Here is a 22,463-nt window from a genome sequence, read left to right on the forward strand (position 1 = left end):
CAGCCCGCAAAATCAACCAACTTCCCACCCAACTCAACATGCAAACCATGCAAAGGCGTGCGCTTAATATCCGTCATAAATAAATCCTTTCCCAAGCCAGTTTTCCGAGGTCATCGAATAGCTTGCAACGATGAATTTGCTGGACAGTCTGATATCACCAAGGTTCCTGTGGACGGTCTTGCGAGTCAACAACAATACCGCCCGGCCAGATTCGGGGGTGAGCGAGAATAATTTCCAAACCGCAACGAACGGCTCTGGCCCCGGACCTAGACCTGTCCTAAGACTTGCCACGCAAGAGGGACCGACATGTCACATATCACACTGGTGCGTCACGGGCAGGCCAACACCACCGCGCGCGACGAAAAGAACTATGACAAGCTCAGCGATCTGGGACATCAACAGGCCCGCTGGCTGGGGGCGCATCTGCAGGACACACGCAGCCATTTTCCCCGGGTCTATTGCGGCACCCTGATCCGCCACGCCGAGACCACCGCCAGCATGGGGCTGACTGATCCGATCCGCGATCCGCGGCTGAACGAGATCGAGTATTTCACCATCGCGCAGCTGTTCGAGGAACAGCACGGCGTGAAAGTGCCCACTGATCGCGAAGGTTTTGTCGAGCATCTGCCCCGCACCTTTGCCGCCTGGGCCGATGGCGCCATCAAAAACACACCGGAAACCTTCGAGGAATTCGAAACCCGGGTGCGCGACGCGCTGACCGATATCGGAACCGAAGGCGGCCCTGCCATCGTTGTGACCTCGGGCGGGTTGATTTCGATGGTTGTCCGGCAGGCGATGGGGCTGGATATCCCGGCCATGGCGCGGGTGGCTCTTGCCATCATGAACACGTCAATGCACCGTTTATACCCGATAGGTACACAGCTCAGCCCGGTTCTGTTCAATGCCGTTCCGCATCTGGAAGCACCAGACCGGCAGTTTGCACAGACCCACTTGTAACCCCAAACCAGAGGCTTTGTGATGCAACTTTACTATGCCCCTCGCACGATTTCGGTCGCCGTTGCGATTGCACTGGAAGAGGCCGGGCTGGACTATGAAGCGATCCAACTGGACTTTGCCGGTGGAGAGCAAACCAAATCCGCCTACAAGCAGATCAACCCAAAAGGCCGGGTTCCGGCGCTGGTGGTAGACGGTGGGATTTTGACCGAAACCGGGGCACTTTTGGAGTTCATCGCAGCAATGGCTCCGAAGGCCGGGCTGGTGCCTGCGGACCCGATCATGGCCGCCCGGATGCGCGAGGTGATGTATTACCTTGCCTCGACCATGCATGTGAACCACGCCCATAAGCTGCGCGGCGCGCGGTGGGCCGACAAGAAATCCAGCTGGAAGGATATGACGGCAAAAGTCGCGCAGACCATGGCAGCGTCCTGCGACTATATCTGTTCGAACGGTCTGCGTGGACCGTTTGTGCTGGGCGAGGCGTTCTCGCTGGCCGATGCCTATTTGTATGTGGTTTGCAGTTGGTTGGAAGGCGACGGCGTCGACGTTGCAACCTACCCCAAGATCGTCGCCTTTCGTGAGGCGGCAGAGGCGCGCGCTTCACTGAAAGCCGTGCGTGCCGCCGGAATGCTCTGATAAAGGGGACAAAATATGACGCATCTATGGGTCCGGGCCGAACAGCGCCCGAACGAAGAACGGGTCGGGCTGACCCCTGAAGGCGCTTTGGCGTTGATCGCTGCTGGCATCCGCGTAACGGTCGAGGAAAGCCATGTTCGCGCCATCCCCATCGACGGTTACAAGGCTGCTGGCTGCGAGATCGCGCCCGAGAATTCCTGGCCAGATGCACCTAAGGACGCGATCATCTTTGGCCTCAAGGAACTGCCCGAGGATGGCACGCCCCTGCCTCACCGCCACATCATGTTCGGCCATGCCTATAAGGGTCAGCATTCCGGCCGGGCGCTGCTAGAACGGTTCAAGGCCGGGGGCGGAACGCTGTATGATCTGGAATATCTAGTCGACGAAAACGACCGCCGAGTCGCCGCCTTTGGCTATTGGGCCGGCTATGCCGGGGCTGCGGTGACACTCAAGACTTGGGCCGCGCAGCAGCGGGGCGCGGAATGCCCTCCGGTTGGTGTCTATCCCAGCAAGGACGCGTTGAATTCCGAGCTTCTGGCTGAACTAGATGCCATCGTGGCCAATAGACCAAGGGCCATCGTCATCGGTGCTCTTGGCCGCGTGGGTACCGGCGCCAGCGACCTTTGCACGGCGATGGGTGTCAGTGTCACCAAGTGGGACATGGCCGAAACCGCCAGCGGCGGGCCGTTCCCTGAAATCCTCGACCACGACCTGTTCCTGAACTGTATCTTCGCGCGCCCAGGTACGCCGATTTTTGTCCCGCAAAAGGCACTGGCCGCTGACCGCAAGCTGACCGCCATCGGCGATGTCGCCTGTGACCCTGACAGCGATTATAACCCTGTTCCGGTTTATGACCGAGCAACCACTTGGGACGCACCTGCCCTGCGCGTGGCGACCAATCCGGTTCTTGATGTAGTTGCAATCGACAATCTGCCGTCGATGCTACCGGTCGAAAGCTCGGAAGATTATGCAGCACAGCTTCTGCCTTCTCTGCTGACCCTCACCGATCTGGACAGCGGCGTCTGGGGCCGGGCCCGCGATACGTTCGACAACCATGTCTAGGAGTAGCCACGCATGGAACACCTGATCGGAGGCGCGGCAGCAGTTCTAGGCACTGTATGTTGGCTTCCTCAAACCCTAAAGACCTGGCGCTCCCGCGAGACCAAGGATCTGTCTATGCCGGCGAACCTGCTGATTCTGGCCACGTTGAGCCTGTGGCTGATTTACGGAGTGATGATTACGGCATGGCCGCTGATATTGGGTAATGTGATATCGATCCTGCTTGTCAGCGCGATCGTGATTGCAAAACTGAGGTTTGGCTGAACAGCCGTAAAGGAGTTTTCACATGACGATTCACTGGTGTGGCACCGGCCTGTCGGCCATTCCCGGCTTACGCCGCCTGATCGAAGGCGGGCAAAAGGTCACAGTCTGGAACCGGACAATCGAAAAGGCCAAGGCCGAAGTTGGTGATCTGACCAGCGATATCCGCGTTTTTGATATCGACGCCTTGGCGGCGGTGCTGGAACAGGGCGATGTCATCGTTTCGATGTTGCCCGGCGATTGGCACGTGCCCTTGGCCGAGCTTGCAATCGCGAAACAGGCGAATTTCGTCTCATCCTCCTATATCGCCCCCGAGATGCGCGCGTTGGACGGCGCGGCCCGCGAAGCCGGGGTGGCGCTGGTCAACGAGGTCGGGCTGGACCCGGGCATCGATCACCTGATGGCTCATGCACTGATCGACGACTATCGCGCTTCGGACGCCTTCGACCCGCAGAACCACCTGAGTTTCATCTCTTATTGCGGTGGTATCCCCAAGCATCCGAACCCGTTCCGGTACAAGTTCAGCTGGTCACCGCTGGGTGTGCTCAAGGCGTTGCGTTCACCATCGAAATCAATTCGCAATTATGCTCCGCTGGACGTGGCGCGCCCATGGGATGCGATTACCAGCTATATCGCACCCCTGCCCACACCCGAAAGCTTTGAGGTCTACCCGAACCGCGACTCGATCCCGTTCATGGCGCAGTACCATTTCGAGGATCACTGGCCGGTCAAGGAATTCGTCCGCGGTACCCTGCGCCTGAACGGTTGGGCCGGCGCCTGGTCGGGTGTGTTTTCCGAAATCGAAACCCTGTCCGGGCCCGAAGGCGATGCACGCCTGAAGGAGATGTCGGACCAGTTCTGGGCCGAAAACGCCTATGACGAGGGTGAGCCGGACCGTGTGGTTCTGTGTGTGGGCCTGAAGGCGGAAAAAGACGGCGTTCCGGTCTGGCACAAAACCTATGTGATGGATGCCTGGGGTGACGACCGCGGCACGGCGATGGCGCGGCTGGTCTCGGTCCCGGTTTCACTGGCTGTCGAAGCCGTCTTGAACCGCGCTATCCCGGCAGGCGTTCATGCGGCCCCCAATGATCCAAAGCTGGTGCAGAGTTGGATGGCTGAAATTGACCGGCTGGCGCAGCATCTGCAGGTGGTGGATCATGCGGGCTGAAAACTAAGCCCGCACCAACCTGGATTGGCCGGGTTGGTACATCAATTCAGATGCGTATACGCGAGATCGACAAGGTTTCTACGCAATTCCGGTCCAAACAAGTGTTCAGCTGCATAGCGGTGTTCTTCGGAGCCCTTATCCGAGCCCGAAAAGTAATATTCGCCACCCGAAACACACTCAAACATGGCGCTGTCTACTATCAACCTATTTGCATATTCTTTTGACGCAGTCTGTTCGAATCCGATTGCTGTGCCGAGGTAAACAACCTGCACCAGGACCTTTGCACGCCAATCACCTTGGTCGATCAGGTCATACGGCGTATCAAAACCAGCTCCGCTGTCAAAACCTGGATATTGCTCTGCAAACTGCAATGCAATGTCTTCGCAGCTAAGCTCAGCATAGCTCGCGCGTTTTTCAGGAAACAGAGGCGGGCAATCTGGGCCAGCAAGTCGGCAGGCCTCAAGGAACTTGCGGCGATCATATGCATTGTGTGGATCGGCATGTAACGCTTCGGAAAAGGCCAAAGCCGAGGGTCTATACTCCTTTGCCCGCAATCTGAAATAGCCAGCATAGCTCCAGGCCCACGGGCCCACTTTATGGTTGGCTATGGCGTCTTCAACCAGAGGCTCAACCTCTGACAACCGATCCATCCGGCGCAAGAGTTTGGCTTTTGTCTCTAGCGAATAGTCATTACCCGGGGCAATCTCCAGCGCGGCCTCAATTGCCTCCATCGCCGCTGGGTATTCTTCGGCGCGGGCGTGGGCCAGCGCCTTCCACTGCCACGGCACGCGGCTTTCAGGGTCTTCTGCAATAGCCAGATCAGCCTCGCTTTGGGCAGCCTCCCAGTCTCTATTCCACATATGTGCCCGCATCTTGTGTCGATGGATCAGCGACCGGGTTGACGGGTTATATGCCGCCCATATCAACAACGTATCACAGGCGGCCAACTTGTCTTCCAAGTCAGCCTTACTAAAGTTGCAGGTAGCCATCAGCTTTTTACGTTCTTGGCCTAGCACCAAAACCCCAGCGATTGCGATCAAGACAATACCCGTTAGAACACGGGCGAGCTTCGATTTTCTGTGTCGCAAAGAAGCTGGGGTATCGGATGTCATTCATTCAACCAAAAGTAGTTCACCCGAACCTAAATCAAACCTGGCTGAAATTGTCCACGACCATCCCTTTATCCGATTAAACCGCCAGACAAGAAGGTGTGGAAAACTCTGTCCTCGATCCGTTGCGCAATCGCCTACATCAGATCGTTTTCCACATCTTCCGCCGATACCCCCAGCGCATCCAAACCATTTTCCAGATGATCTGACATGTGCGGCGTGCCGATCAGGTAATCAGCGCAGGGGGTTGAGGCTTCGGCCCTTGCGGTGGCGATGGCTTCGACCAGATCCTCGGCGAAGAAGCTTTCACGCCCGATCCACATGATAGCCACCAGTTCGGCCTGTTCGTCCTCGCTCATGTGATCAATGAACGCGCGCAACTCGCCCTCGGCCCGATTCAGCTCGCGCCCCATCAGCGCAACCTGAGCAACTTTTCTTGCTGAAATTTCCAACATGACCCGACTCCTGTGTTCGCGGCTTTCGAATGAAACAACCACTAGGCAGAGCCCGAGTCTTTGATCTTGAACAAACGCGTTAGCGCAGGCGCACACGCGAAACCGGCTGATCCGGCACCGGTGCGGTTCTGAACGGGCGAAAGGTGGCTTTTTTCACCCAAAGTTTAAGTGCCTGCCAGATGATCAGCGCAAAGGTCCGCCGCGCACCAAATGGGCGGCGCAGCAGCGACCACAGGATCACCCGGTTGGTCAGCGGACGGCGTGTCCCGGTTAACGTCGCGATCAAACCGCCCTCGGGGCGGGCATAGTCGATCCACACGCCAACACGTTCGGGGCGATAGTCAAAACGGAAGGTGTAACTTCCTTCGATTTTCTGGAAGGGCGAGACATGCAGCAGCTTGTCAGCCACCATCCTGTCGGTTGCCTTGATGGGTGAAAAGCCGGGATTGTGGCACAGATAGCTGTGGCGCGTGCCAAAGGTGTTGGTCACCTCGGCCACCACCGCATTAAGCACATCCTGTCCATCAAAACAGAACCAGAAGCTGACCGGGTTGAACACATGCCCCAGAACCCGAGGCTGGGTCAGCAACATCAGGCGCGCCGGTTGCGCCACCTGCAACTGATCAAACCGCGCGCGCAGCCAGGCGGCACCGTCGCCCTGGCCCGGCTCACCCCCGTGATCCTGCGACCGCCAGTTGGCAAGATTGGCCCGGTTCACCGAAAATAGCGCCGGAGTGGTCAGATCGCTTTCAGGGTTCAGAAGAATGTAGTCGACCGAATAGCGGAAGGCGTTTTCGATCGCCCCCTTGCGCCCGTGAAAGGTATGGCCCGCAACATGATCAACGGTTTGTGTCATTCAGTATGGTCCGGCCCGCTTGTAACCGCCCGGAGGGGCGTGGTTTTCTGAAGGTTTCTGTTACTTAGAATACGGCATCCAGCCAGGATTGGATCAAAAATATCGCTTCAGAGTGATCCGGCTTGGGACACCAACCGTATTGTGGTTATGTTTACCGAGATAGACACCGTGACCTTGGACGAGCCGGCGGCTACACCCGCCGTCCTCAAGCCATGGCGCGCAAGAAAACGCATCAAGGGTAAACAGGTGAACGGAACACAAAGCAGTTGCGACACCAGGATTGAGTGGGTGGACCATGTCAGGCGCATTCGGGATGCGCAGGATCAGGCGGCTTTTGCCGAGCTGTTCCAGCATTTTGCGCCGCGGATCAAGGCGTTCCTGATGAAGTCAGGCTCGGACGCGACTATGTCCGAGGAATGTGCGCAAGAGGTGATGGCGACCTTGTGGCACAAGGCCCATCTGTTCGATCCGACCCGGGCAACGGTGGCCACATGGGTGTTCACCATCGCACGGAACAAACGCATCGACGCCCTGCGCAAGCAACGGCGCCCCGAACCGGAAGAACTGGGCTGGGGCCCCGAGTCCGAACCTGATCAGGACGACGTGATCGTCTTGCAACAAGAAACCGCGCAGCTACGCACTGCCTTGATGGCGTTGCCTGACGCGCAAAGAGACTTGATCGAAAAGGCCTATTTCGGAGACCTGAGTCACCGGGAAATTGCATCTCAGACTGGGTTGCCTCTGGGAACGATCAAATCAAGAATTAGGCTGGCGCTGGATCGCCTGCGCCACGCAATGAACTGAGACAGAGACGATGAGCAAACAGATTAAGCATCACCTGACGGAAGATCTGCTGATGGCATATGCCGCCGGCAGCCTGCCCGAAGCGTTCGATCTGATGGTCGCGACCCATCTGTCGCTGTGTGACCATTGCCGCGCGCAGGCTGAAAGCTTTGATGCGGTTGGCGGACAGATACTGGACGAGCTGCCCTATCCTGCCCAAATGAGCGACAGCGCGCTGGCTGCGACGATGGCGCTGATCGCCCAAGGCGCACCGACCCCCAAGCCAGTGAACAAGAGCTGCGCCGTCCTACCTGCCCCCCTGCAGGGCTACGTCGGCGGCACTGTCAATGACATCCGATGGCGTCCCATCGGAATGGGCGTCAGACAAGCTATCTTGCCGACGAGCGGCGACGCTTCGGCACGTCTGCTGTTCATTCCGGCCGGAACCGCAGTTCCGGATCACAGCCATAACGGTATGGAATTGACCATGGTTCTGCAGGGTGCTTTCTCGGATGAAGTTGATCACTTTGCACGCGGCGATGTCGAGATTGCCGATGAAGAGCTGCATCACACCCCGACCGCAGACATTACCGCAGATTGCATCTGTCTGGCCGTTACCGACGCGCCGCTAAAATTCACCAAGCTCATGCCCCGCTTGTTCCAGCCCTTCCTGCGTATCTGATCTCTGGGACCTGACGCGGTGCGCTGGCCAAATCCGGCCAATGTCGCATCGAACGGCTTGTCAGATTTCGTGCCGCGCCAGCGGTACAACGCCCGGCGTGTCGTCAGGTGCGATCTCTTCGAAATCGAAATTGTCCAGTCGCTGCGCCCGGCGCCCGGCTTTTTCAGCGCTGATCTTGATTTCCGAGATATCCTTGGCCGCCTGCCCGAAATGACGGTCCAGATTGGAAACCCGATCGCCCAGGCGATCTACATCCTTGTGCAGCAGACCCAGCTCTTTGCGGATAGCACCCGCCTGTTCCCGCATCCTTGCGTCCTTCAGGATCGCGCGCATCGTGTTCAGCGTTGCCATGCAGGTGGTGGGCGAGACGATCCAAACGCGTTTGGTAAAGCTCTCCTGCACCAATTCGGGAAACTTGGCGTGCAACTCGGCATAAACCGCTTCGGAAGGTAGGAACATCAACGCGCCATCGGCGGTTTCCCCGTCCAGAATGTACTTCTCGGAGATGTCGTTGATATGCTTGCGCACAGTTGTTCGGAACATCTGCACCGCCGCTTTCAGCTCCGTATCATTGGTCGACCCGATCAGAGCCTCATACGCTTCCAACGGGAATTTGCTGTCGATCACAATGGGGCCAGGTGGGTTGGGCAGGTGGATCAGGCAATCCGCCCGACGCCCGTTCGACAAGGTCGCCTGCAGCTTGAAACTGTCCGAGGGCAATGCCTTGGAGACGATATCGTTCAACTGAATCTCTCCGAACGCACCGCGCGTCTGTTTGTTCGACAGAATATCCTGAAGCGACAGCACATCGCCCGACAGTTTGGTGATGTTATCCTGCGCCTTGTCGATGGCCGCCAGGCGCTCCTGCAACTGGGTCAGTGACGTCGCCGTCTGTTTCGACGAGCCGTGCAGCGATTCCTTCATCCGCTCCTGCATCTCGGCCAGCGCACGCGCGGATTTCATCGCGTTATCTGCCAGCCGATCGTTCATCTGCTGCTGCACCGAAGACAGGCGGGATTCAACCGTCTGGATCACCTGCAGCTGCGCATTGGCCTGCGTGTCCGAGACATGCTGCAGACCACCGCGCAGCTGCTCTTGTCCTTGTCCCAACTGCTGAACATGCTGACCCAGATGCGCCATTTGCCGCGACAGTGGCTCGGCCATCCTGGCTGACCGGTTGGCCGCTCGCAAAGACAGGAACAGCAGCAACAGGATCAATGCCACCACCCCGCCAACGATCAGGATCACGGGGTCGTTCAATGCAAATTGGGTTCCTGCGATCTCGATCATTTTGCCTCGGGTGTTCTTGTTTTATTCTTCATAGCCCGCGCACCCCGCGGGATCAACTGCGTCCGAACAATCGTTCGATATCGGCCAGTTTCAGTTCCACATAAGTTGGCCGCCCATGGTTGCACTGGCCGGAATGGGGTGTCGCCTCCATCTCGCGCAGCAGGGCGTTCATCTCTTCGGCCCGCATTCGGCGGCCCGAGCGGATCGAACCGTGACAGGCGACACGGCTGAGGATCGCCTCAATCCGCGCCTGCACCATCTGGCTTTCACCCTGATCGGACAGCTCATCCAGAATATCCAGAATCATTGCGCGGGCGTTGACCTCACCCAGAATGGCCGGGGTTTCACGCACGGCAACCGCACCGCCGCCGAAGGGCTCGAGCTTCAGGCCAAAGCGCGAAAGATCATCTGCCACAGCCATAAGTCGCGCGCAGTCGCCTTCAGACAACTCTACGATCTCGGGGATCAGCAGCGCCTGCGCCGCCACGCCGTTCGCCGCCATCTGGGCTTTCAGCTTTTCATAGACCAACCGCTCATGCGCGGCGTGCTGATCGACAATCACCATACCATCAGCGGTCTGGGCGATAATGTAGTTTTCATGCACCTGCCCGCGTGCAGCCCCCAAAGGCAGGTCTTCTACCGGCGCCTCGGAAACAGATTCCGCGACCGGCTCGACCACGCTGCCGCTGTAATCGCGGGTCAGTTCAGCAAAGCCCGGTGCCTGCGCCTGATAGGCCATCTGGCGCGCGGCGGGTGAAGGGCGGTCCATCTGGTAGACCCGCGCCGGGGTGGAGTGAGACGGCTCGGGTCGCATCGCGCCAAGCGTCGCGTTTGCGACGGTCGAGGACGCCCGGTGCCCCGCTTCCGCCAGTGCGTGCCGCAGGGCCGAGACGATCAGCCCGCGTGCGACGCCGGGATCGCGGAACCGGACCTCGGATTTCGCGGGGTGCACGTTCACATCCACCAGCGTCGGATCACAGTCGATGAACAGAGCCGCCGCCGGATGTCGATCACGGCTGAGAAAGTCGAAATAGGCCGCCCGCAATGCACCGGTCAGCATCTTGTCACGCACAGGCCGTCCATTGACGAACAGGTACTGCGCCACCGCTGCGCCCCGAGAATAGGTCGGCAGAGCGGCATAGCCATACAACCGGATACCCTCACGCGTTGCGTCAATTTGCAACGCGTTCTCGGCAAACTCGCGCCCGATCACGCGGGCCAGTCGGGCATGCAACGCGTCAAACAGATCACCATTCTCACGGTCAGCCCGGAAGGTCACGCGCCCCTCGCCGCCGCCCGAGACATCGCGGAGGGTAAAGGTGACCGAGGGCTCGGCCATGGCCAGACGTTTGACCGTATCGGCGATGGCCTGTGTCTCGGCGCGGTCGGTACGCATGAATTTCAGACGCGCAGGCGTGGCAAAGAACAGATCGCGCAACTCGACCACGGTACCCGCGCGCAGAGCCGCGGGTTTCACCGCGGACATTGTGCCACCAGCGACCTGAATCTGCGCCGCATCCGCCCCCGGAACACGACTGGTTATGGTCAAACGCCCGACCGCGCCCAGCGACGGCAACGCCTCACCGCGAAATCCGAAAGTATGAATGTTCAGCAGATCCGACCCGTCGATTTTCGAGGTTGCGTGGCGGGACAAAGCCAACGGCAAGTCCGCCGCCGCAATACCACAGCCGTCATCGGTGACGCGAATCAGCGTCTTGCCCCCATTGGCGATCTCTATCGCAACCCGCGTGGCACCTGCATCAATGGCGTTCTCGATCAATTCCTTGACCGCAGAGGCCGGTCGCTCGACCACTTCGCCGGCTGCGATCCGGTTGATTGCAGCATCGTCCAACTGCCGAATTACCGGTCGAAACTCGTTGATATTGGGGTTTGCCTGCTCCATACCCCTAGACCTAGCACATGCGCACACGATTCTGCCACTGCTATGGTATTCAGATTTTGTGCAAGAGGGGGGGCGTTCGGACAATCGCGCCATGTCGGCCTGCAAGGCGACGACCTTGATCACGATTGCCCGAACAAGCCGGGGTGAGTGGTGGTCAGTTGCTTAACAATACAACAACCTTAGCACGATCTGCAGATTAAGGCTCATTAACTCTGGCCGTGCTGTTCGCGTTGGCAAAGTTCAGCCGAAATACGGCATCAGCCAACAGCAGGAATTTGCCGGATCAGACAGTGCCTGGAGCGCCCGCGCGGGTCCGGCAGGGGCCGAAAACAGCCGCAAGCGCCAGAATCACACCCGATACCGTTGCGATCATTCCGGCGGCACTCACGGCATCGCGGGCACCCAGCCATAATGGGCCATAGCCCGCCAGAACATAGCCCATCACGGCCGAAACAACGGCAAATACAACGCTCCATGCGATTTGAGTTTCCAATCGGTTGGTCATCAACCGCGCCGCAGCGGGGGGGCAGATGAACATGGCGATCACGATGATCGAGCCAACCGCGTCGAAGGCTGCGACGGCAGCTATCGCCGCTGTGATCACCAGCGCAAACCCCAAAGGACCGGTCCGAATACCAATCGTGCTGGCAAAACCTTCGTCAAAGGTCGAAATCTTCAATGGTCGCCAGAATACCCAGGTAAACAGCGAAACCCCTGCAAGTGTCAGCGCGATACGCGGCAATTCCGGGGGCAACCCTGCAAGCGCTGCCGGGTCCCACAGCGAGACCCATCCCGTTGCGTCCAGCCAGATCAGGCTTTCGAGATTGCCATACAGCGCGTGTTCCACATCCAGATGCACGGTCGAGGTGTCCGTCTGCTCCAACAAAAGAACGCCCGCTGCAAACAGGGTAGTAAAGACCACGCCCATTGCCGCACCGGGTTCGATCTGACCCAGCCTGCGGATCGCCTCGATCATCACAACGGCAACCACGGCAGCACCCGCCGCGCCCAGCATCATCGGCCAGGTCGAGATCGCGCCGGTCAGCAGAAAGGCCACCACGATGCCTGGCAACACTACATGGCTGATCGCATCCCCGATCAGCGCCTGTTTGCGCAGAACCAGAAAGTTCCCCGGAAGGGCGCAGGCGATGGCCGCAAATGTCCCGATCAGCAACGGTGTCAGTGACAGGGGAACGAATTCTTCGCCGCTCATGTTGCTATCCCCTGCGGGCCACCGATCTGCCGGTCGATTTCGGTAATCTGGTCGCGTGTCAGCACTGTTTCGATATCGCGCAGCCCATCATACAACGCCGCCGTTGCTTCGTGGGCCTGGTCCGTGCGAACGACCTCCCACCGTTTTTCGTCGCGCAGGGCTTTGGCGGCGCGGGCTTTGCCAGCCCCGGTTGCCACGCCGTCGGGGCGGGCCAACCCGGCCCGGAGCAACAGGCGTAGGGTCAGCGGCTCATAGATTTTCTGCCCTTGTGCCAACGCAAGCAAGCCCTGCCGGATATGAACCCGACGCTGGAATTGCAGGTGCCGCAACACCGCCGCCAGAACACCGCGAACCGGCGCCAACAGCAACGACAGGACAAACACAGCAAAACTGACAAGAACGATAAGCGGACCCGTCGGCAGATTGGGAGCCGCCGCCGACAGCGCCGCACCGATATAACCCGAGACGCCCCCGATCAGACCCGCCAGCAACACTACTCTTTCGGATCGCTCAGTCCAAAACCGGGCTGTCACCGGCGGAATGATCAAAAGCGCAACGATCAGGATCAACCCGACAACTTTCAGGCCAACCACTGTGACGGCCATAACCAGACCCATCATTGCAAGGTCGATGCGATGCACCGGCAGGCCCCTGGCTGCGGCAAATTCAGGATCAAAGGCCACGATCGTCATTGGACGGCGGATAATCATGACAAGCGCCAGCGTTGCCGCGCCTCCGATCGCAATGATCATCGCATCTGCCCAAAGCATCCCAGCGGTCGAGCCCAGCAGAAACCCTTCAAGCCCCGCCTGTCGGCCCACACCCATGGTCTGGATCACCGTCAGCAGCACAATGCCGAAACCAAAGAATACAGATAGGACCGCTCCGATCGCGGCATCCTCGGCCAGCCGCGTGTGCCGCGTCAGCCAGTTCATACATAAAAGGCCGATCCAAGCGGATATTGCCGACCCGACGAGCAGGCCGATCAGGTTTCTGCCGTCCCCACCGAGGGCCACAAGCACCATAAAGGCCAGACACACACCCGGCAATGTCGCATGGCTGATCGCATCGCTGACCAGTGCACGTTTGCGCAAGAACAGAAATGTTCCGGTCACCCCGGCGGAAATGCCCAGCAGGCTGGCGCCGATTGCGACCAGCGTGGCGTTATAGCCAAGCTGAAGGGTCAGAGCATCCCAATGCATGACTCACCCCAGCGCGCGTGAGATCTGGTCGATCTGCGCCGTAGCCAGACGGCCGCCATAGGCAGATTGCAATGTCTTGGCCGTAAAAGCCTCGGCCACGGGCCCCTCGGCGACTTTGCGCGTGTTGATCAGGAAAACATGGTCGAAATAGTCGGTGACGGTCGCCAGGTCATGATGCACCGCAACCACGGTCTTGCCCGCCTCTTTCAGCGATTTCAGGACGGAAATGATGGCCTTTTCCGTTGCCGCATCAACCCCGGCAAAAGGTTCGTCCAGCAGATACAGATCGGCGGCCTGCGCCAAGGCGCGCGCCAGAAAGACCCTCTGCTGCTGGCCGCCTGACAACTGGCCGATCTGCCGGTCGGCAAAGTCACGCATCCCTACACGGTGCAGACAATCCATCGCCTGCGCCTTATGCCGGGCGCGCACCCGTCCCAACAGCCCCAGTTCGCGCGACAAGCCCATCAGAACCACGTCAATCACGCGCGTCGGGAAGTCCCAGTCCACGCTGGCCCGCTGCGGCACATATGCGATCCGGGACCGCTGTCGATCCAGCCGATCGCCAAACACCGTCACCTGACCGGACAGGGGTGAGACAATCCCCAAAGCCGCCTTCAACAGGGTCGATTTACCTGCACCGTTTGGCCCGATGATCGCTGTCATGGCACCCGGTTGCACGGTCATATCAACCGAGAAAACCGCCGGCTTCTGCCCGTACGAGACGGTCAGGCCACGAATGGCCAGCGGACTTTCTCCAATGTCGTTTTCCGAAAGGGGGATGCCCTGATGTGCCGCCAGTTCCAGCATCTCTTAAAACCCCGCCGACAGATTGCCGCTCATGCCGGTTTTGGGAATATCAGCCCCCAGAGCGCCTGCAATTACAGTGATATTGTGATCCAGCATCCCGATGTAGGTACCCTCATAGGTGCCGGGCTCGCCCATCGCGTCCGAATAAAGCTGTCCACCGACTTCGACCTGATGTCCCCTGGCCGCTGCGCCCTCGATCAGTGCACGCATCGACCGATCCGAGACCGAGCTTTCCACGAAAACTGCCGTCAGTTGCCGGTCAACCAGCGTATCGACCAATTCGCTAATCCGGTTCAATCCCGCCTCGGATTGGGTTGAAATGCCCTGAATTCCAAGCACATCGTACCCGTATTCAGCACCGAAATACCCAAAGGCATCATGTGCCGTCACCAGAACACGGTTGTTTTCCGGGACCGCTGCAAGCACTTGCTTGCCATAAGCCTCCAGTTCCGCGATCTGCGCAAGAAAGGCCTCTGCGTTTGCCGCAAAGGTGTCCGCGGCCTCGGGGCGCGCTTGTGTCAGGGCTTTTTGCACCTCGACCACGACATCGCGCCACAGGGCCGGGCTCATCCAAAGATGGGGATCGTATTTGTCAGCATAATTGTCATGCGCGTGCAGCTTTGACTTATCAACGCCTTCGGCTACCGCAACGACCATGCGTTTACGCCCTAGGTCATGGAAGAACTCTTCCATCTGCGCCTCAAGATACAGACCATGCCACAGGATCAGATCGGACCTGGTCATAGCGACGATATCACTGCGGGTCTGACGATAGGCATGCGGGTCGACGCCGGGGCCCATAAGGCCCTTCACCTCGACCTGATCACCTCCGACCTGACGGGCGGCATCGGCAATCATACCGGTCGTGGCCACCACTTTCAGCGGCGCATCGGCCCAGGCCGAGAATGGGAATACAGCGGCGAATGCCAGCGCTGCAAGGAAACTACGACGAATCATGTCAGGCCCCAGAATTGGTATCTTGCTAAGATGAATATGAGAACCGCTCGCAACTAAGTCAATGCTATTGAGAATTATTCGCAAGAAAACGCCTATTTTGTCCATTTGGTCAAAAAATTTACCCTTCCAATGCCGGATGGCCTTCCATTTGCATCTTACCCGTGCGAATTTGGTACAAACCTCCCAAAGGATGTGAAAATGGAAACGCAGAGCTCAGAAAGCCCCGTGCGCACCGCGCATCTGCCGCAAGTGACCGAGCCCCGGAACCCTGGAATGGAGCTTGATCTGGATTGGGTGCGGGCCGTACAGGTCAATACCTCGGCCGTTGAGCGCCGCGCCGCCACCCTGCCGGGTCGGCGCTCGGTGAAAAAGGACTACCAGGCGGCGTGGCTGCTCAAGGCGATCACCATGATCGACCTGACCACCCTATCGGGAGACGATACCGTCGGCCGTGTCCGGCGCCTGTGCGCCAAAGCGCGGCAACCCGTTGCTTCTGCAACACTTCAGGCGTTGGACATGCCACCGATCACCACCGGCGCGGTCTGTGTCTATCACGACATGATCGAAACCGCTGTGGATGCGCTGAAGGGCACCGGGATTCCGGTGGCCGCCGTATCGACCGGATTCCCTGCAGGCTTGTCCCCGTTCCACCTGCGCGTGGCCGAGATCGAAGAAAGCGTCAAAGCCGGAGCCGAGGAAATCGACATCGTAATCTCTCGGCGTCATGTGCTGTCGGGCGACTGGCAGGCCTTGTATGACGAGATGAAAGCGTTCCGCGTGGCTTGTGGCGACGCGCATGTCAAAGCCATCCTTGCAACCGGCGAACTGGGCAGCCTACGCAACGTGGCGCGCGCCTCGCTGGTCTGCATGATGGCGGGGGCGGATTTCATCAAGACTTCGACCGGTAAGGAAAGCGTCAACGCCACGCTGCCCGTGTCGCTGGTGATGATCCGGGCGATCCGCGATTACTATGACCGCACCGGGTATCGTGTCGGATATAAACCCGCAGGCGGGATTTCCAAAGCCAAGGACGCACTAGTTTACCTGTCGCTGATCAAGGATGAGTTGGGCGACCGTTGGCTGGAGCCGGACCTGTTTCGCTTTGGCGCGTCGTCGCTGTTGGGCGATATCGAACGGCAGCTAGAACATTTCTTAACGGGTGCTTATTCCGCCGGTTACAGGCACTCGATGGGCTGAGGACGAAAACAATGACAGTCAAAGAGATTTTCGAGACCATGGATTACGGCCCTGCCCCCGAAAGCTCAGCCGAAGCGCTGGCCTGGCTGGTCGATCAGGGTGACAAATTTGGTCACTATATCGACGGGGCCTTCACCAAACCGGGCAAGGGGTTCGACAGCCGCAACCCGGCGACCGGAGAGGTTTTGGCCAAGCTGACCCAAGCCAAGCAAGCCGATGTCGACGCCGCCGTATCCGCCGCCCGCAAGGCGCAGCCAAAATGGGAGAAGATGGGCGGTGCGGGTCGTGCGCGCTACCTCTATGCCATCGCGCGCCTGCTGCAAAAGCACTCGCGCCTGTTTGCAGTGCTGGAAAGCTTGGATAACGGCAAGCCGATCCGTGAATCGCGCGACATCGACATCCCTCTGGTACAGCGCCACTTTTACTACCACGCCGGCATGGCGCAGTTGATGGAAAGCGAACTACCCAACGCCGAAGCGCTGGGAGTGTGTGGACAAATCGTTCCTTGGAACTTCCCGCTGCTGATGCTGGCTTGGAAGATTGCTCCGGCGCTGGCCATGGGTAACACGGTCGTTCTGAAACCTGCCGAATATACCTCTCTGACCGCGCTGCTGTTTGCCGATATCTGCTCACAGGCCGGGCTGCCCAAGGGTGTGGTCAACATCGTCACGGGCGATGGCGCGGTGGGTGAGATGATCGTGGCCTCGGACGTGGACAAGATCGCCTTTACCGGCTCAACCGCAGTGGGGCGGCGCATCCGTGAGGCGACCGCCGGTTCGGGTAAGGCGCTGACTTTGGAGTTGGGCGGCAAGTCCGCCTATATCGTCTTTGACGACGCCGATATCGATTCCGCCATCGAAGGGCTGGTCGACGCGATCTGGTTTAATCAGGGTCAGGTTTGTTGCGCGGGTTCGCGTCTGTTGGTTCAGGAAGGCATCGCCGATCGGTTCCACGAGAAACTGCGCGCCCGAATGGACACTCTGCGCATCGGTGATCCATTGGACAAATGCATCGACGTGGGTGCTGTGGTCGACCCGGTCCAGTTGCAGACCATCAAGAGCATGGTCGACAGCAACACCGCGGGTCACGTTTATCAGGCGGCTGGCGCGCTGCCCGAAAATGGCTGTTTCTACCCGCCAACGCTGATCTCGGGCCTCGAAACCTCCGATCAACTGATGCAGGAGGAAATTTTCGGTCCGGTGCTGGTGTCCTCGACCTTCCGTACTCCGGAAGAGGCGGTTGAGCTGGCCAACAACACCCGTTACGGGCTGGCGGCGACGGTATGGACCGAGAACGTGAACCTTGCACTGGATATCGCACCGAAGCTGGTCGCGGGCGTTGTCTGGGTGAATGCCACCAATCTGTTCGATGCCGCAGCCGGGTTCGGCGGTGTGCGCGAAAGCGGCTTTGGCCGCGAAGGTGGCTGGGAAGGTCTGACCGCTTACACCAAGCCCAAAGGCAAAGGCAAACCATTGGCCAAGGCCGAGGCCGCGATGGGCGAAGGTGCCCCGGTCGATCCGATTGACCGTACTGCCAAAATGTATGTCGGCGGCAAACAGGCCCGTCCTGACAGCGGATATTCGAAACCCGTCTGGGGCAAGTCTGGACTGCTGGGCCATGTGGGTCTGGCCAACCGCAAAGACGTCCGCAACGCGGTCGAGGCCGCAGCGGGGGCCAAGGGTTGGTCCAAGACCACCGGCCATCTACGGGCACAGATCTTGTATTACATCGGCGAAAACCTCTCGGCCCGCGCGGGTGAATTCGCTGCGCGCCTTGATGCCATGACCGGCAGGAAAGACGGCGCGAAAGAGGTCGAAGTCGCGATCCAGCGCCTGTTCACTGCCGCTGCCTGGGCCGACAAGTATGACGGCCAGGTGCACGGCGTTCCGATCCGGGGCGTGGCCATTGCCATGAAAGAACCTGTCGGCGTGATCGGCGCGCTCTGTGCTGACGAGGCGCCGCTGCTGGGTCTGGTCTCGGCCATGGCGCCTGCTGTTGCGATGGGCAACCGGGTGGTTCTTGCGGCAAGCGAGCCTTACCCGCTGGCGGCGACGGATTTCTACCAAATCCTCGAAACCTCTGACGTGCCCGCTGGCGTGGTCAACATCCTGACTGGCAGCCACACGGAACTGGCGAAGCCGCTGGCTTCGCATCTGAATGTGGATGCGATCTGGTCATTCTCGTCTACCGATCTGTCGGCCGAGATCGAGCGGGCTTCGGCCGGGAACCTGAAACGGAGTTGGGTTAATAACGCCATGGCAACCGACTGGCACGAGGATCAGACTCGCCGCTTCCTGCAGGCTGCGACCGAGGTTAAAAACATCTGGGTGCCCTACGGCGAGTAGGGCCCCAGCCCTGGAAAACCCAGGGGTGCAAACAGTTTGTTCGGGTACAGATGGCGCGCTGCTGCATAGAGTGATCATTGAATGCACATAACGATGATTAACATGTGACATTGTTCATATACAGCGCCGCCACTATCCCTCAGCTTGGATCCAGTCTTTACAAGGTTGGATCGGTCCATGCTGAGTTTTCCATACGAGTTTCCAGAACTGGTACAGGTCGCCACGATGATCGGCGTCTTTGGCGCGGGCCTCTACATCACCAGCTACTTTCTGCTGCAGATGGGGATCATCCGGGGCAACGGCAGCCTCTACCCCCTGCTTGTGATCGCCGCAGCCGGATGTGTTCTGTTCAGCATGTCGGAAGAATTCAACCTCGCGGGCTCGATCATTCAGCTGGCCTATATCTCGATCTCGATCCTAGGCCTGCTGCGCGGGTTTCTGTCCCGGCATCTGCTTCGATTTTCAGATGACGAACGTCAGTTCATTGCCCTGCACCTTGAATCGCTGAAACCCCACCAAGCCCGGAAACTGTTGAACACCGCCGCCGTCAAGACCTATGAAAACGGTGACATCCTGATCGAAGAAGGCAAGACAACCGACTTTTTGGGCTTTGTCTTAAAGGGGCGGACTACGATCCTGAAAAACGGCCGGGTCATCAACCAATGTGGAGAAGATGAGATTTTGGGAGAGCTGACCTTTGGCCTTGGGCTGCCTGCCACAGCCACGGTAATAGCCACCGAACCCACCAAATGCCTGGTCTTCGACAATATCAGCCTGATGCGCTTGCTGCGGCGGAGCCGCCATATCGACGATGCATTGAAAGCAGCGCATTTCCGACATACACGGCAAAAGCTGTTGAACAGCAACAAGCACACGCTGCAGGCCCAGAGAAGACCTGCAGCGGCCTAAGGGTCAGCCGTCCAGACCTTCGGGTTTGCCAACGATGGTAAAGTGTAAACCATCTGGGTCCAGCAGTTCGGACGCCACCCGGTTCACATCCTCAAGCGTCACTGCATTCACCTTGTCATTGCGTGTGGCGATATAGTCGATAGGCAAATCCTCCATCTGCATACCCACCATGATCCCGGCGATCTGGCTGTTGCCATCAAAGCGCAGCGGATAGGCACCGGTCAGATAGGTCTTGGCGTCGTCCAACTCCTTCTGAGTGACCCCTTCGGATGCGGCGCGCGCCCATTCGTTGCGGATCACATCAACGGCTTCGGCGATACGGTCATTGGCCGAGGACACCGACCCAAGATACACAGAGGCCAGATCCTTTGGCACCAGATAGGTCGCCACGCCATAGGTCAGACCGCGTTTTTCGCGCACTTCCTGCATCAGGCGGCTTTCGAACCCCCCGCCGCCAAGAATGTGGTTCAACAGATAGGCGGAAAAGAAATCCGGGTCGTCACGGTCGATCCCGGCATGGCCGAACAGAGCCACCGATTGCGGCGTATCGAACTCGATTACGCTCACTCCGCCAGTGATCGTCACATCGGCCCGCTTGGGGATCGGTTTGCCGGTATCCGGCAGATCAAGCAAGAGCTCGTCCAGCACCGCGCCCAGTTCCTCTGGGGTGATATCGCCGACCGCGCCTACATACAGACGATCCTTGGTAAACACGTTCTCATATGCCGTGACCACATCATCGCGGGTCAAGGCGCTGACACTCTCGATCGTGCCCTTGCCTTCGGAACCGTAGGGGTGATCGCCATAGGCCATTTCCGCGAAGCTGCGCCCGGCAATGTCACTGGGGCTGGTCTGATCTGACCGCAGACCCGACAGAACCTGAGCGCGAACACGGTCTACAGCATCCTGATCGAAACGCGGTTCGTGAATCGTGGTCCGCAACAGGTCAATCACCTCATCCCTGTTTTCGGTCAGAAACTGTGCCGAGATCGACACTGAATCGTCTGAGGCGCTATACCCGAACGACGCGGCCAGAGATTCCAGCTCGCGCGCATAGGTGCGGGCATCCATTTCGCCAGCGCCTTCTTCGATCAGGCCGCTCATCAGATAGACCGCGCCGCGCTTTGTCGGGTCGTCCAGCGACGTGCCGCCGCGGAACCGCAGTTCCAGGGCGGTGAAGGGGATCGAGTGATCCTCGACCAGCCATGCGGTGATGCCACCCGGCGAGGTGACTTCTTCAATCTCGATCTCGGCCCATGCAGGAACTGCGATGACCAAAGCAATCAGAGTTACAAATATCCGCTTCATTGCGTTACCTCATCGTCTCGCATCAGCCAGCCCGTGACCGAGGTTTCAGGCTGCAGCACCTCGCGCGCGGCGGCGATGATCTGATCACCGGTCACCGCCTGCAGGACATCAGGCCAAGCCTGTACATCTTCGACCGTCAGCCCGCTGGTCAGGGCACGGCCATAGCGATTGCCGATCCCGTCCACATTGTCACGCGCATAGGTCTGCGCGGCGCGCAGCTGCATCTTGATCCGATCCAGATCCTCTTCGTTCACACCTTCGGCGATGAAATCGGTCACGGCCTGATCCATCGCATCTTCGGCCTCTTGCAGCGACACGCCTTCGGACGGAACAACCAGCAGATCAAATGTGGTATCGTCAAGCGACACGCCACGGTAGAACGCGCCGGTATAGACGACCTTTTGTTGCTCGAACTGCAGTTTTTCATTCAGGTACGACGTCGTGCTGCCCCCCAGTAGTTCAGCCAGAAGGAACAGGGCGGCGGCTTTTTCCTGCGCACCTGCGTCCCGTTCGGGTGCAAGATAGCTGCGCTGAACATAGGGCTGCGATACGCGCGCATCCTTAAAGGTCAGACGGCGTTCAGCGGTTTGTGGCGGCTCCTGTGATCGCACCCGTTCGGGCAGGTCCGGGTTTGCCGGGATTACCCCGTAATATTGCTCGGCCAGGGATTTGACCTCGTCTGGCTCAACATCGCCGGTCACCACCAGGATGGCGTTATTTGGCGAATAGTGGATCTGATAGAAGGACAGTGCATCGTCCAGGTCCAGCGTTTCCATCTCATGTTTCCAACCGATAACGGGGACACCATAGCGGTGGTTGAGGTATTGCGCCGCGCTGACCTGTTCACCGAACAGGGCGCGCGGGTTGTTTTCGGTACGCTGGTTACGTTCTTCCAGGATCACGTCGCGCTCGGTGGCGATGTCATCATCGGACAGGCGGATATTGCGCATCCTGTCTGACTCCATCCGCATCATCAGCTCAAGCCGGTCGGCAGCAACACGCTGAAAATAGGCGGTGTAATCATACGAGGTGAACGCGTTGTCATTGCCGCCATTGGCCGCGACGGTGGCAGAAAACTCGCCCGCCTCCAGCGTGTCGGTGGCCTTGAACAACAGGTGTTCCAGAAAATGCGCCACACCGGACGAACCAACCGGCTCATCCGCCGATCCGGCGCGATACCAGACCATGTGCTGCACGACTGGTGCGCGGTGATCCTCGATCACGACAACGTCCATACCGTTATCCAGAGTAAAGGTGGTGACCGCCTCGTGCCCATCTTCGGCAAAAACCGGGGTGGCGGCGATCAGAGCAGCCGACAGTGCCAGAGCCCGAACCATGGGGCATCCTCCGTTTCGTTTCTGGTGTT

21 protein-coding genes are annotated in these 22,463 nt (G+C 59.0%); 10 read left to right on the forward strand and 11 right to left on the reverse strand.

Features of this window, described 5'->3' with window-relative positions:
* Positions 1-306: 306 nt before the first annotated feature.
* From AC2FIC_RS16195 to AC2FIC_RS16215, 5 genes are read left to right on the forward strand one after another with little or no spacing between them, the layout of a single operon-like run.
* On the forward strand, positions 307-957 hold the full coding sequence (locus tag AC2FIC_RS16195; RefSeq protein WP_142640087.1) for a histidine phosphatase family protein: 651 nt from the start codon (positions 307-309) through the stop codon (positions 955-957).
* 21 nt (positions 958-978) lie between these two features.
* Positions 979-1,593, forward strand: coding sequence for a glutathione S-transferase family protein (locus AC2FIC_RS16200; protein ID WP_271952162.1), 615 nt, complete (start codon positions 979-981; stop codon positions 1,591-1,593).
* A gap of 15 nt (positions 1,594-1,608) precedes the next feature.
* Positions 1,609-2,655 carry a saccharopine dehydrogenase gene (locus AC2FIC_RS16205; RefSeq protein ID WP_496693136.1) on the forward strand — a complete coding sequence of 349 codons (1,047 nt, stop codon included), beginning with the start codon at positions 1,609-1,611 and terminating at the stop codon, positions 2,653-2,655.
* A 12-nt stretch (positions 2,656-2,667) separates the two neighbouring features.
* Positions 2,668-2,916, forward strand: a complete 249-nt coding sequence (locus AC2FIC_RS16210) for a SemiSWEET family sugar transporter (RefSeq protein ID WP_496693137.1) — start codon at positions 2,668-2,670, stop codon at positions 2,914-2,916.
* A 22-nt stretch (positions 2,917-2,938) separates the two neighbouring features.
* Positions 2,939-4,081, forward strand: a complete 1,143-nt coding sequence (locus tag AC2FIC_RS16215; protein WP_496693138.1) for a saccharopine dehydrogenase family protein — start codon at positions 2,939-2,941, stop codon at positions 4,079-4,081.
* 41 nt (positions 4,082-4,122) lie between these two features.
* Here the strand turns inward: AC2FIC_RS16215 and AC2FIC_RS16220 are convergent, their stop codons facing one another.
* From AC2FIC_RS16220 to AC2FIC_RS16230, 3 genes are all read right to left on the reverse strand, one after another.
* Positions 4,123-5,070: a tetratricopeptide repeat protein gene (locus AC2FIC_RS16220; protein WP_496789871.1), complete on the reverse strand. Its 948-nt coding sequence runs from the start codon at positions 5,068-5,070 to the stop codon at positions 4,123-4,125.
* Positions 5,071-5,327: 257 nt separating this feature from the next.
* Positions 5,328-5,645, reverse strand: a complete 318-nt coding sequence (locus AC2FIC_RS16225) for a DUF3775 domain-containing protein (protein ID WP_142640076.1) — start codon at positions 5,643-5,645, stop codon at positions 5,328-5,330.
* 79 nt (positions 5,646-5,724) lie between these two features.
* Positions 5,725-6,501 (reverse strand): DUF1365 domain-containing protein, encoded by a 777-nt coding sequence (locus AC2FIC_RS16230; RefSeq protein ID WP_496693140.1) that lies wholly within the window; start codon positions 6,499-6,501, stop codon positions 5,725-5,727.
* Positions 6,502-6,648: 147 nt separating this feature from the next.
* Here AC2FIC_RS16230 and AC2FIC_RS16235 point away from each other — a divergent pair, with 147 nt between their 5' ends.
* Complete coding sequence (locus AC2FIC_RS16235) at positions 6,649-7,305, forward strand: sigma-70 family RNA polymerase sigma factor (protein ID WP_496693141.1); 657 nt, start codon at positions 6,649-6,651, stop codon at positions 7,303-7,305.
* A 10-nt stretch (positions 7,306-7,315) separates the two neighbouring features.
* Positions 7,316-7,966, forward strand: a complete 651-nt coding sequence (locus tag AC2FIC_RS16240) for a ChrR family anti-sigma-E factor (RefSeq protein WP_281996048.1) — start codon at positions 7,316-7,318, stop codon at positions 7,964-7,966.
* A 60-nt stretch (positions 7,967-8,026) separates the two neighbouring features.
* On the opposite strand, the gene AC2FIC_RS16245 is transcribed toward AC2FIC_RS16240, so the two are convergent.
* The 6 genes from AC2FIC_RS16245 to AC2FIC_RS16270 form a co-directional block, all read right to left on the reverse strand.
* Positions 8,027-9,256: a DNA recombination protein RmuC gene (locus tag AC2FIC_RS16245; RefSeq protein WP_142640068.1), complete on the reverse strand. Its 1,230-nt coding sequence runs from the start codon at positions 9,254-9,256 to the stop codon at positions 8,027-8,029.
* A 52-nt stretch (positions 9,257-9,308) separates the two neighbouring features.
* Entirely contained in the window at positions 9,309-11,159 is a 1,851-nt protein-coding gene (gene mutL, locus AC2FIC_RS16250; protein ID WP_496693033.1) for a DNA mismatch repair endonuclease MutL, read from the reverse strand.
* A 283-nt stretch (positions 11,160-11,442) separates the two neighbouring features.
* Positions 11,443-12,372, reverse strand: coding sequence for a metal ABC transporter permease (locus AC2FIC_RS16255; protein WP_496693034.1), 930 nt, complete (start codon positions 12,370-12,372; stop codon positions 11,443-11,445).
* Positions 12,369-13,574 (reverse strand): metal ABC transporter permease, encoded by a 1,206-nt coding sequence (locus AC2FIC_RS16260; RefSeq protein WP_496693035.1) that lies wholly within the window; start codon positions 13,572-13,574, stop codon positions 12,369-12,371. The genes AC2FIC_RS16255 and AC2FIC_RS16260 overlap by 4 nt, the downstream gene beginning before the upstream one ends.
* Positions 13,575-13,577: 3 nt before the next feature.
* Positions 13,578-14,381, reverse strand: a complete 804-nt coding sequence (locus tag AC2FIC_RS16265) for a metal ABC transporter ATP-binding protein (RefSeq protein ID WP_282022375.1) — start codon at positions 14,379-14,381, stop codon at positions 13,578-13,580.
* Positions 14,382-14,384: 3 nt separating this feature from the next.
* Positions 14,385-15,338, reverse strand: a complete 954-nt coding sequence (locus tag AC2FIC_RS16270; RefSeq protein ID WP_496693036.1) for a metal ABC transporter solute-binding protein, Zn/Mn family — start codon at positions 15,336-15,338, stop codon at positions 14,385-14,387.
* A gap of 198 nt (positions 15,339-15,536) precedes the next feature.
* Between AC2FIC_RS16270 and deoC the strand changes: the two genes are divergently transcribed.
* The 3 genes from deoC to AC2FIC_RS16285 all read left to right on the forward strand — a co-directional run bounded on the left by deoC (position 15,537) and on the right by AC2FIC_RS16285 (position 19,789).
* Positions 15,537-16,535 (forward strand): deoxyribose-phosphate aldolase, encoded by a 999-nt coding sequence (deoC, locus tag AC2FIC_RS16275; RefSeq protein WP_496693037.1) that lies wholly within the window; start codon positions 15,537-15,539, stop codon positions 16,533-16,535.
* A gap of 11 nt (positions 16,536-16,546) precedes the next feature.
* Complete coding sequence (locus AC2FIC_RS16280) at positions 16,547-18,880, forward strand: aldehyde dehydrogenase family protein (protein ID WP_496693038.1); 2,334 nt, start codon at positions 16,547-16,549, stop codon at positions 18,878-18,880.
* A gap of 177 nt (positions 18,881-19,057) precedes the next feature.
* Entirely contained in the window at positions 19,058-19,789 is a 732-nt protein-coding gene (locus AC2FIC_RS16285) for a Crp/Fnr family transcriptional regulator (RefSeq protein WP_281996041.1), read from the forward strand.
* A gap of 3 nt (positions 19,790-19,792) precedes the next feature.
* On the opposite strand, the gene AC2FIC_RS16290 is transcribed toward AC2FIC_RS16285, so the two are convergent.
* Both AC2FIC_RS16290 and AC2FIC_RS16295 read right to left on the reverse strand, forming a co-directional pair.
* Positions 19,793-21,097 (reverse strand): M16 family metallopeptidase, encoded by a 1,305-nt coding sequence (locus AC2FIC_RS16290; protein ID WP_271952138.1) that lies wholly within the window; start codon positions 21,095-21,097, stop codon positions 19,793-19,795.
* Complete coding sequence (locus AC2FIC_RS16295; RefSeq protein WP_496693039.1) at positions 21,094-22,434, reverse strand: M16 family metallopeptidase; 1,341 nt, start codon at positions 22,432-22,434, stop codon at positions 21,094-21,096. Before AC2FIC_RS16295 ends, AC2FIC_RS16290 begins: the two co-directional genes overlap by 4 nt.
* Between the last annotated feature and the right edge of the window lie 29 nt (positions 22,435-22,463).

Source organism: Ruegeria sp. CDSC079 (assembly GCF_059610505.1).

What these genes read in the sequence shown, in the direction of transcription:
- AC2FIC_RS16195 (WP_142640087.1), top strand. Translation starts at nt 307, where the DNA reads ATGTCACATATCACACTGGTGCGTCACGGGCAGGCCAACACCACCGCG.
- AC2FIC_RS16200 (WP_271952162.1), top strand. Translation starts at nt 979, where the DNA reads ATGCAACTTTACTATGCCCCTCGCACGATTTCGGTCGCCGTTGCGATT.
- AC2FIC_RS16205 (WP_496693136.1), top strand. Translation starts at nt 1,609, where the DNA reads ATGACGCATCTATGGGTCCGGGCCGAACAGCGCCCGAACGAAGAACGG.
- AC2FIC_RS16210 (WP_496693137.1), top strand. Translation starts at nt 2,668, where the DNA reads ATGGAACACCTGATCGGAGGCGCGGCAGCAGTTCTAGGCACTGTATGT.
- AC2FIC_RS16215 (WP_496693138.1), top strand. Translation starts at nt 2,939, where the DNA reads ATGACGATTCACTGGTGTGGCACCGGCCTGTCGGCCATTCCCGGCTTA.
- AC2FIC_RS16220 (WP_496789871.1), bottom strand. Translation starts at nt 5,070, where the DNA reads ATGGCTACCTGCAACTTTAGTAAGGCTGACTTGGAAGACAAGTTGGCC.
- AC2FIC_RS16225 (WP_142640076.1), bottom strand. Translation starts at nt 5,645, where the DNA reads ATGTTGGAAATTTCAGCAAGAAAAGTTGCTCAGGTTGCGCTGATGGGG.
- AC2FIC_RS16230 (WP_496693140.1), bottom strand. Translation starts at nt 6,501, where the DNA reads ATGACACAAACCGTTGATCATGTTGCGGGCCATACCTTTCACGGGCGC.
- AC2FIC_RS16235 (WP_496693141.1), top strand. Translation starts at nt 6,649, where the DNA reads ATGTTTACCGAGATAGACACCGTGACCTTGGACGAGCCGGCGGCTACA.
- AC2FIC_RS16240 (WP_281996048.1), top strand. Translation starts at nt 7,316, where the DNA reads ATGAGCAAACAGATTAAGCATCACCTGACGGAAGATCTGCTGATGGCA.
- AC2FIC_RS16245 (WP_142640068.1), bottom strand. Translation starts at nt 9,256, where the DNA reads ATGATCGAGATCGCAGGAACCCAATTTGCATTGAACGACCCCGTGATC.
- mutL (WP_496693033.1), bottom strand. Translation starts at nt 11,159, where the DNA reads ATGGAGCAGGCAAACCCCAATATCAACGAGTTTCGACCGGTAATTCGG.
- AC2FIC_RS16255 (WP_496693034.1), bottom strand. Translation starts at nt 12,372, where the DNA reads ATGAGCGGCGAAGAATTCGTTCCCCTGTCACTGACACCGTTGCTGATC.
- AC2FIC_RS16260 (WP_496693035.1), bottom strand. Translation starts at nt 13,574, where the DNA reads ATGCATTGGGATGCTCTGACCCTTCAGCTTGGCTATAACGCCACGCTG.
- AC2FIC_RS16265 (WP_282022375.1), bottom strand. Translation starts at nt 14,381, where the DNA reads ATGCTGGAACTGGCGGCACATCAGGGCATCCCCCTTTCGGAAAACGAC.
- AC2FIC_RS16270 (WP_496693036.1), bottom strand. Translation starts at nt 15,338, where the DNA reads ATGATTCGTCGTAGTTTCCTTGCAGCGCTGGCATTCGCCGCTGTATTC.
- deoC (WP_496693037.1), top strand. Translation starts at nt 15,537, where the DNA reads ATGGAAACGCAGAGCTCAGAAAGCCCCGTGCGCACCGCGCATCTGCCG.
- AC2FIC_RS16280 (WP_496693038.1), top strand. Translation starts at nt 16,547, where the DNA reads ATGACAGTCAAAGAGATTTTCGAGACCATGGATTACGGCCCTGCCCCC.
- AC2FIC_RS16285 (WP_281996041.1), top strand. Translation starts at nt 19,058, where the DNA reads ATGCTGAGTTTTCCATACGAGTTTCCAGAACTGGTACAGGTCGCCACG.
- AC2FIC_RS16290 (WP_271952138.1), bottom strand. Translation starts at nt 21,097, where the DNA reads ATGAAGCGGATATTTGTAACTCTGATTGCTTTGGTCATCGCAGTTCCT.
- AC2FIC_RS16295 (WP_496693039.1), bottom strand. Translation starts at nt 22,434, where the DNA reads ATGGTTCGGGCTCTGGCACTGTCGGCTGCTCTGATCGCCGCCACCCCG.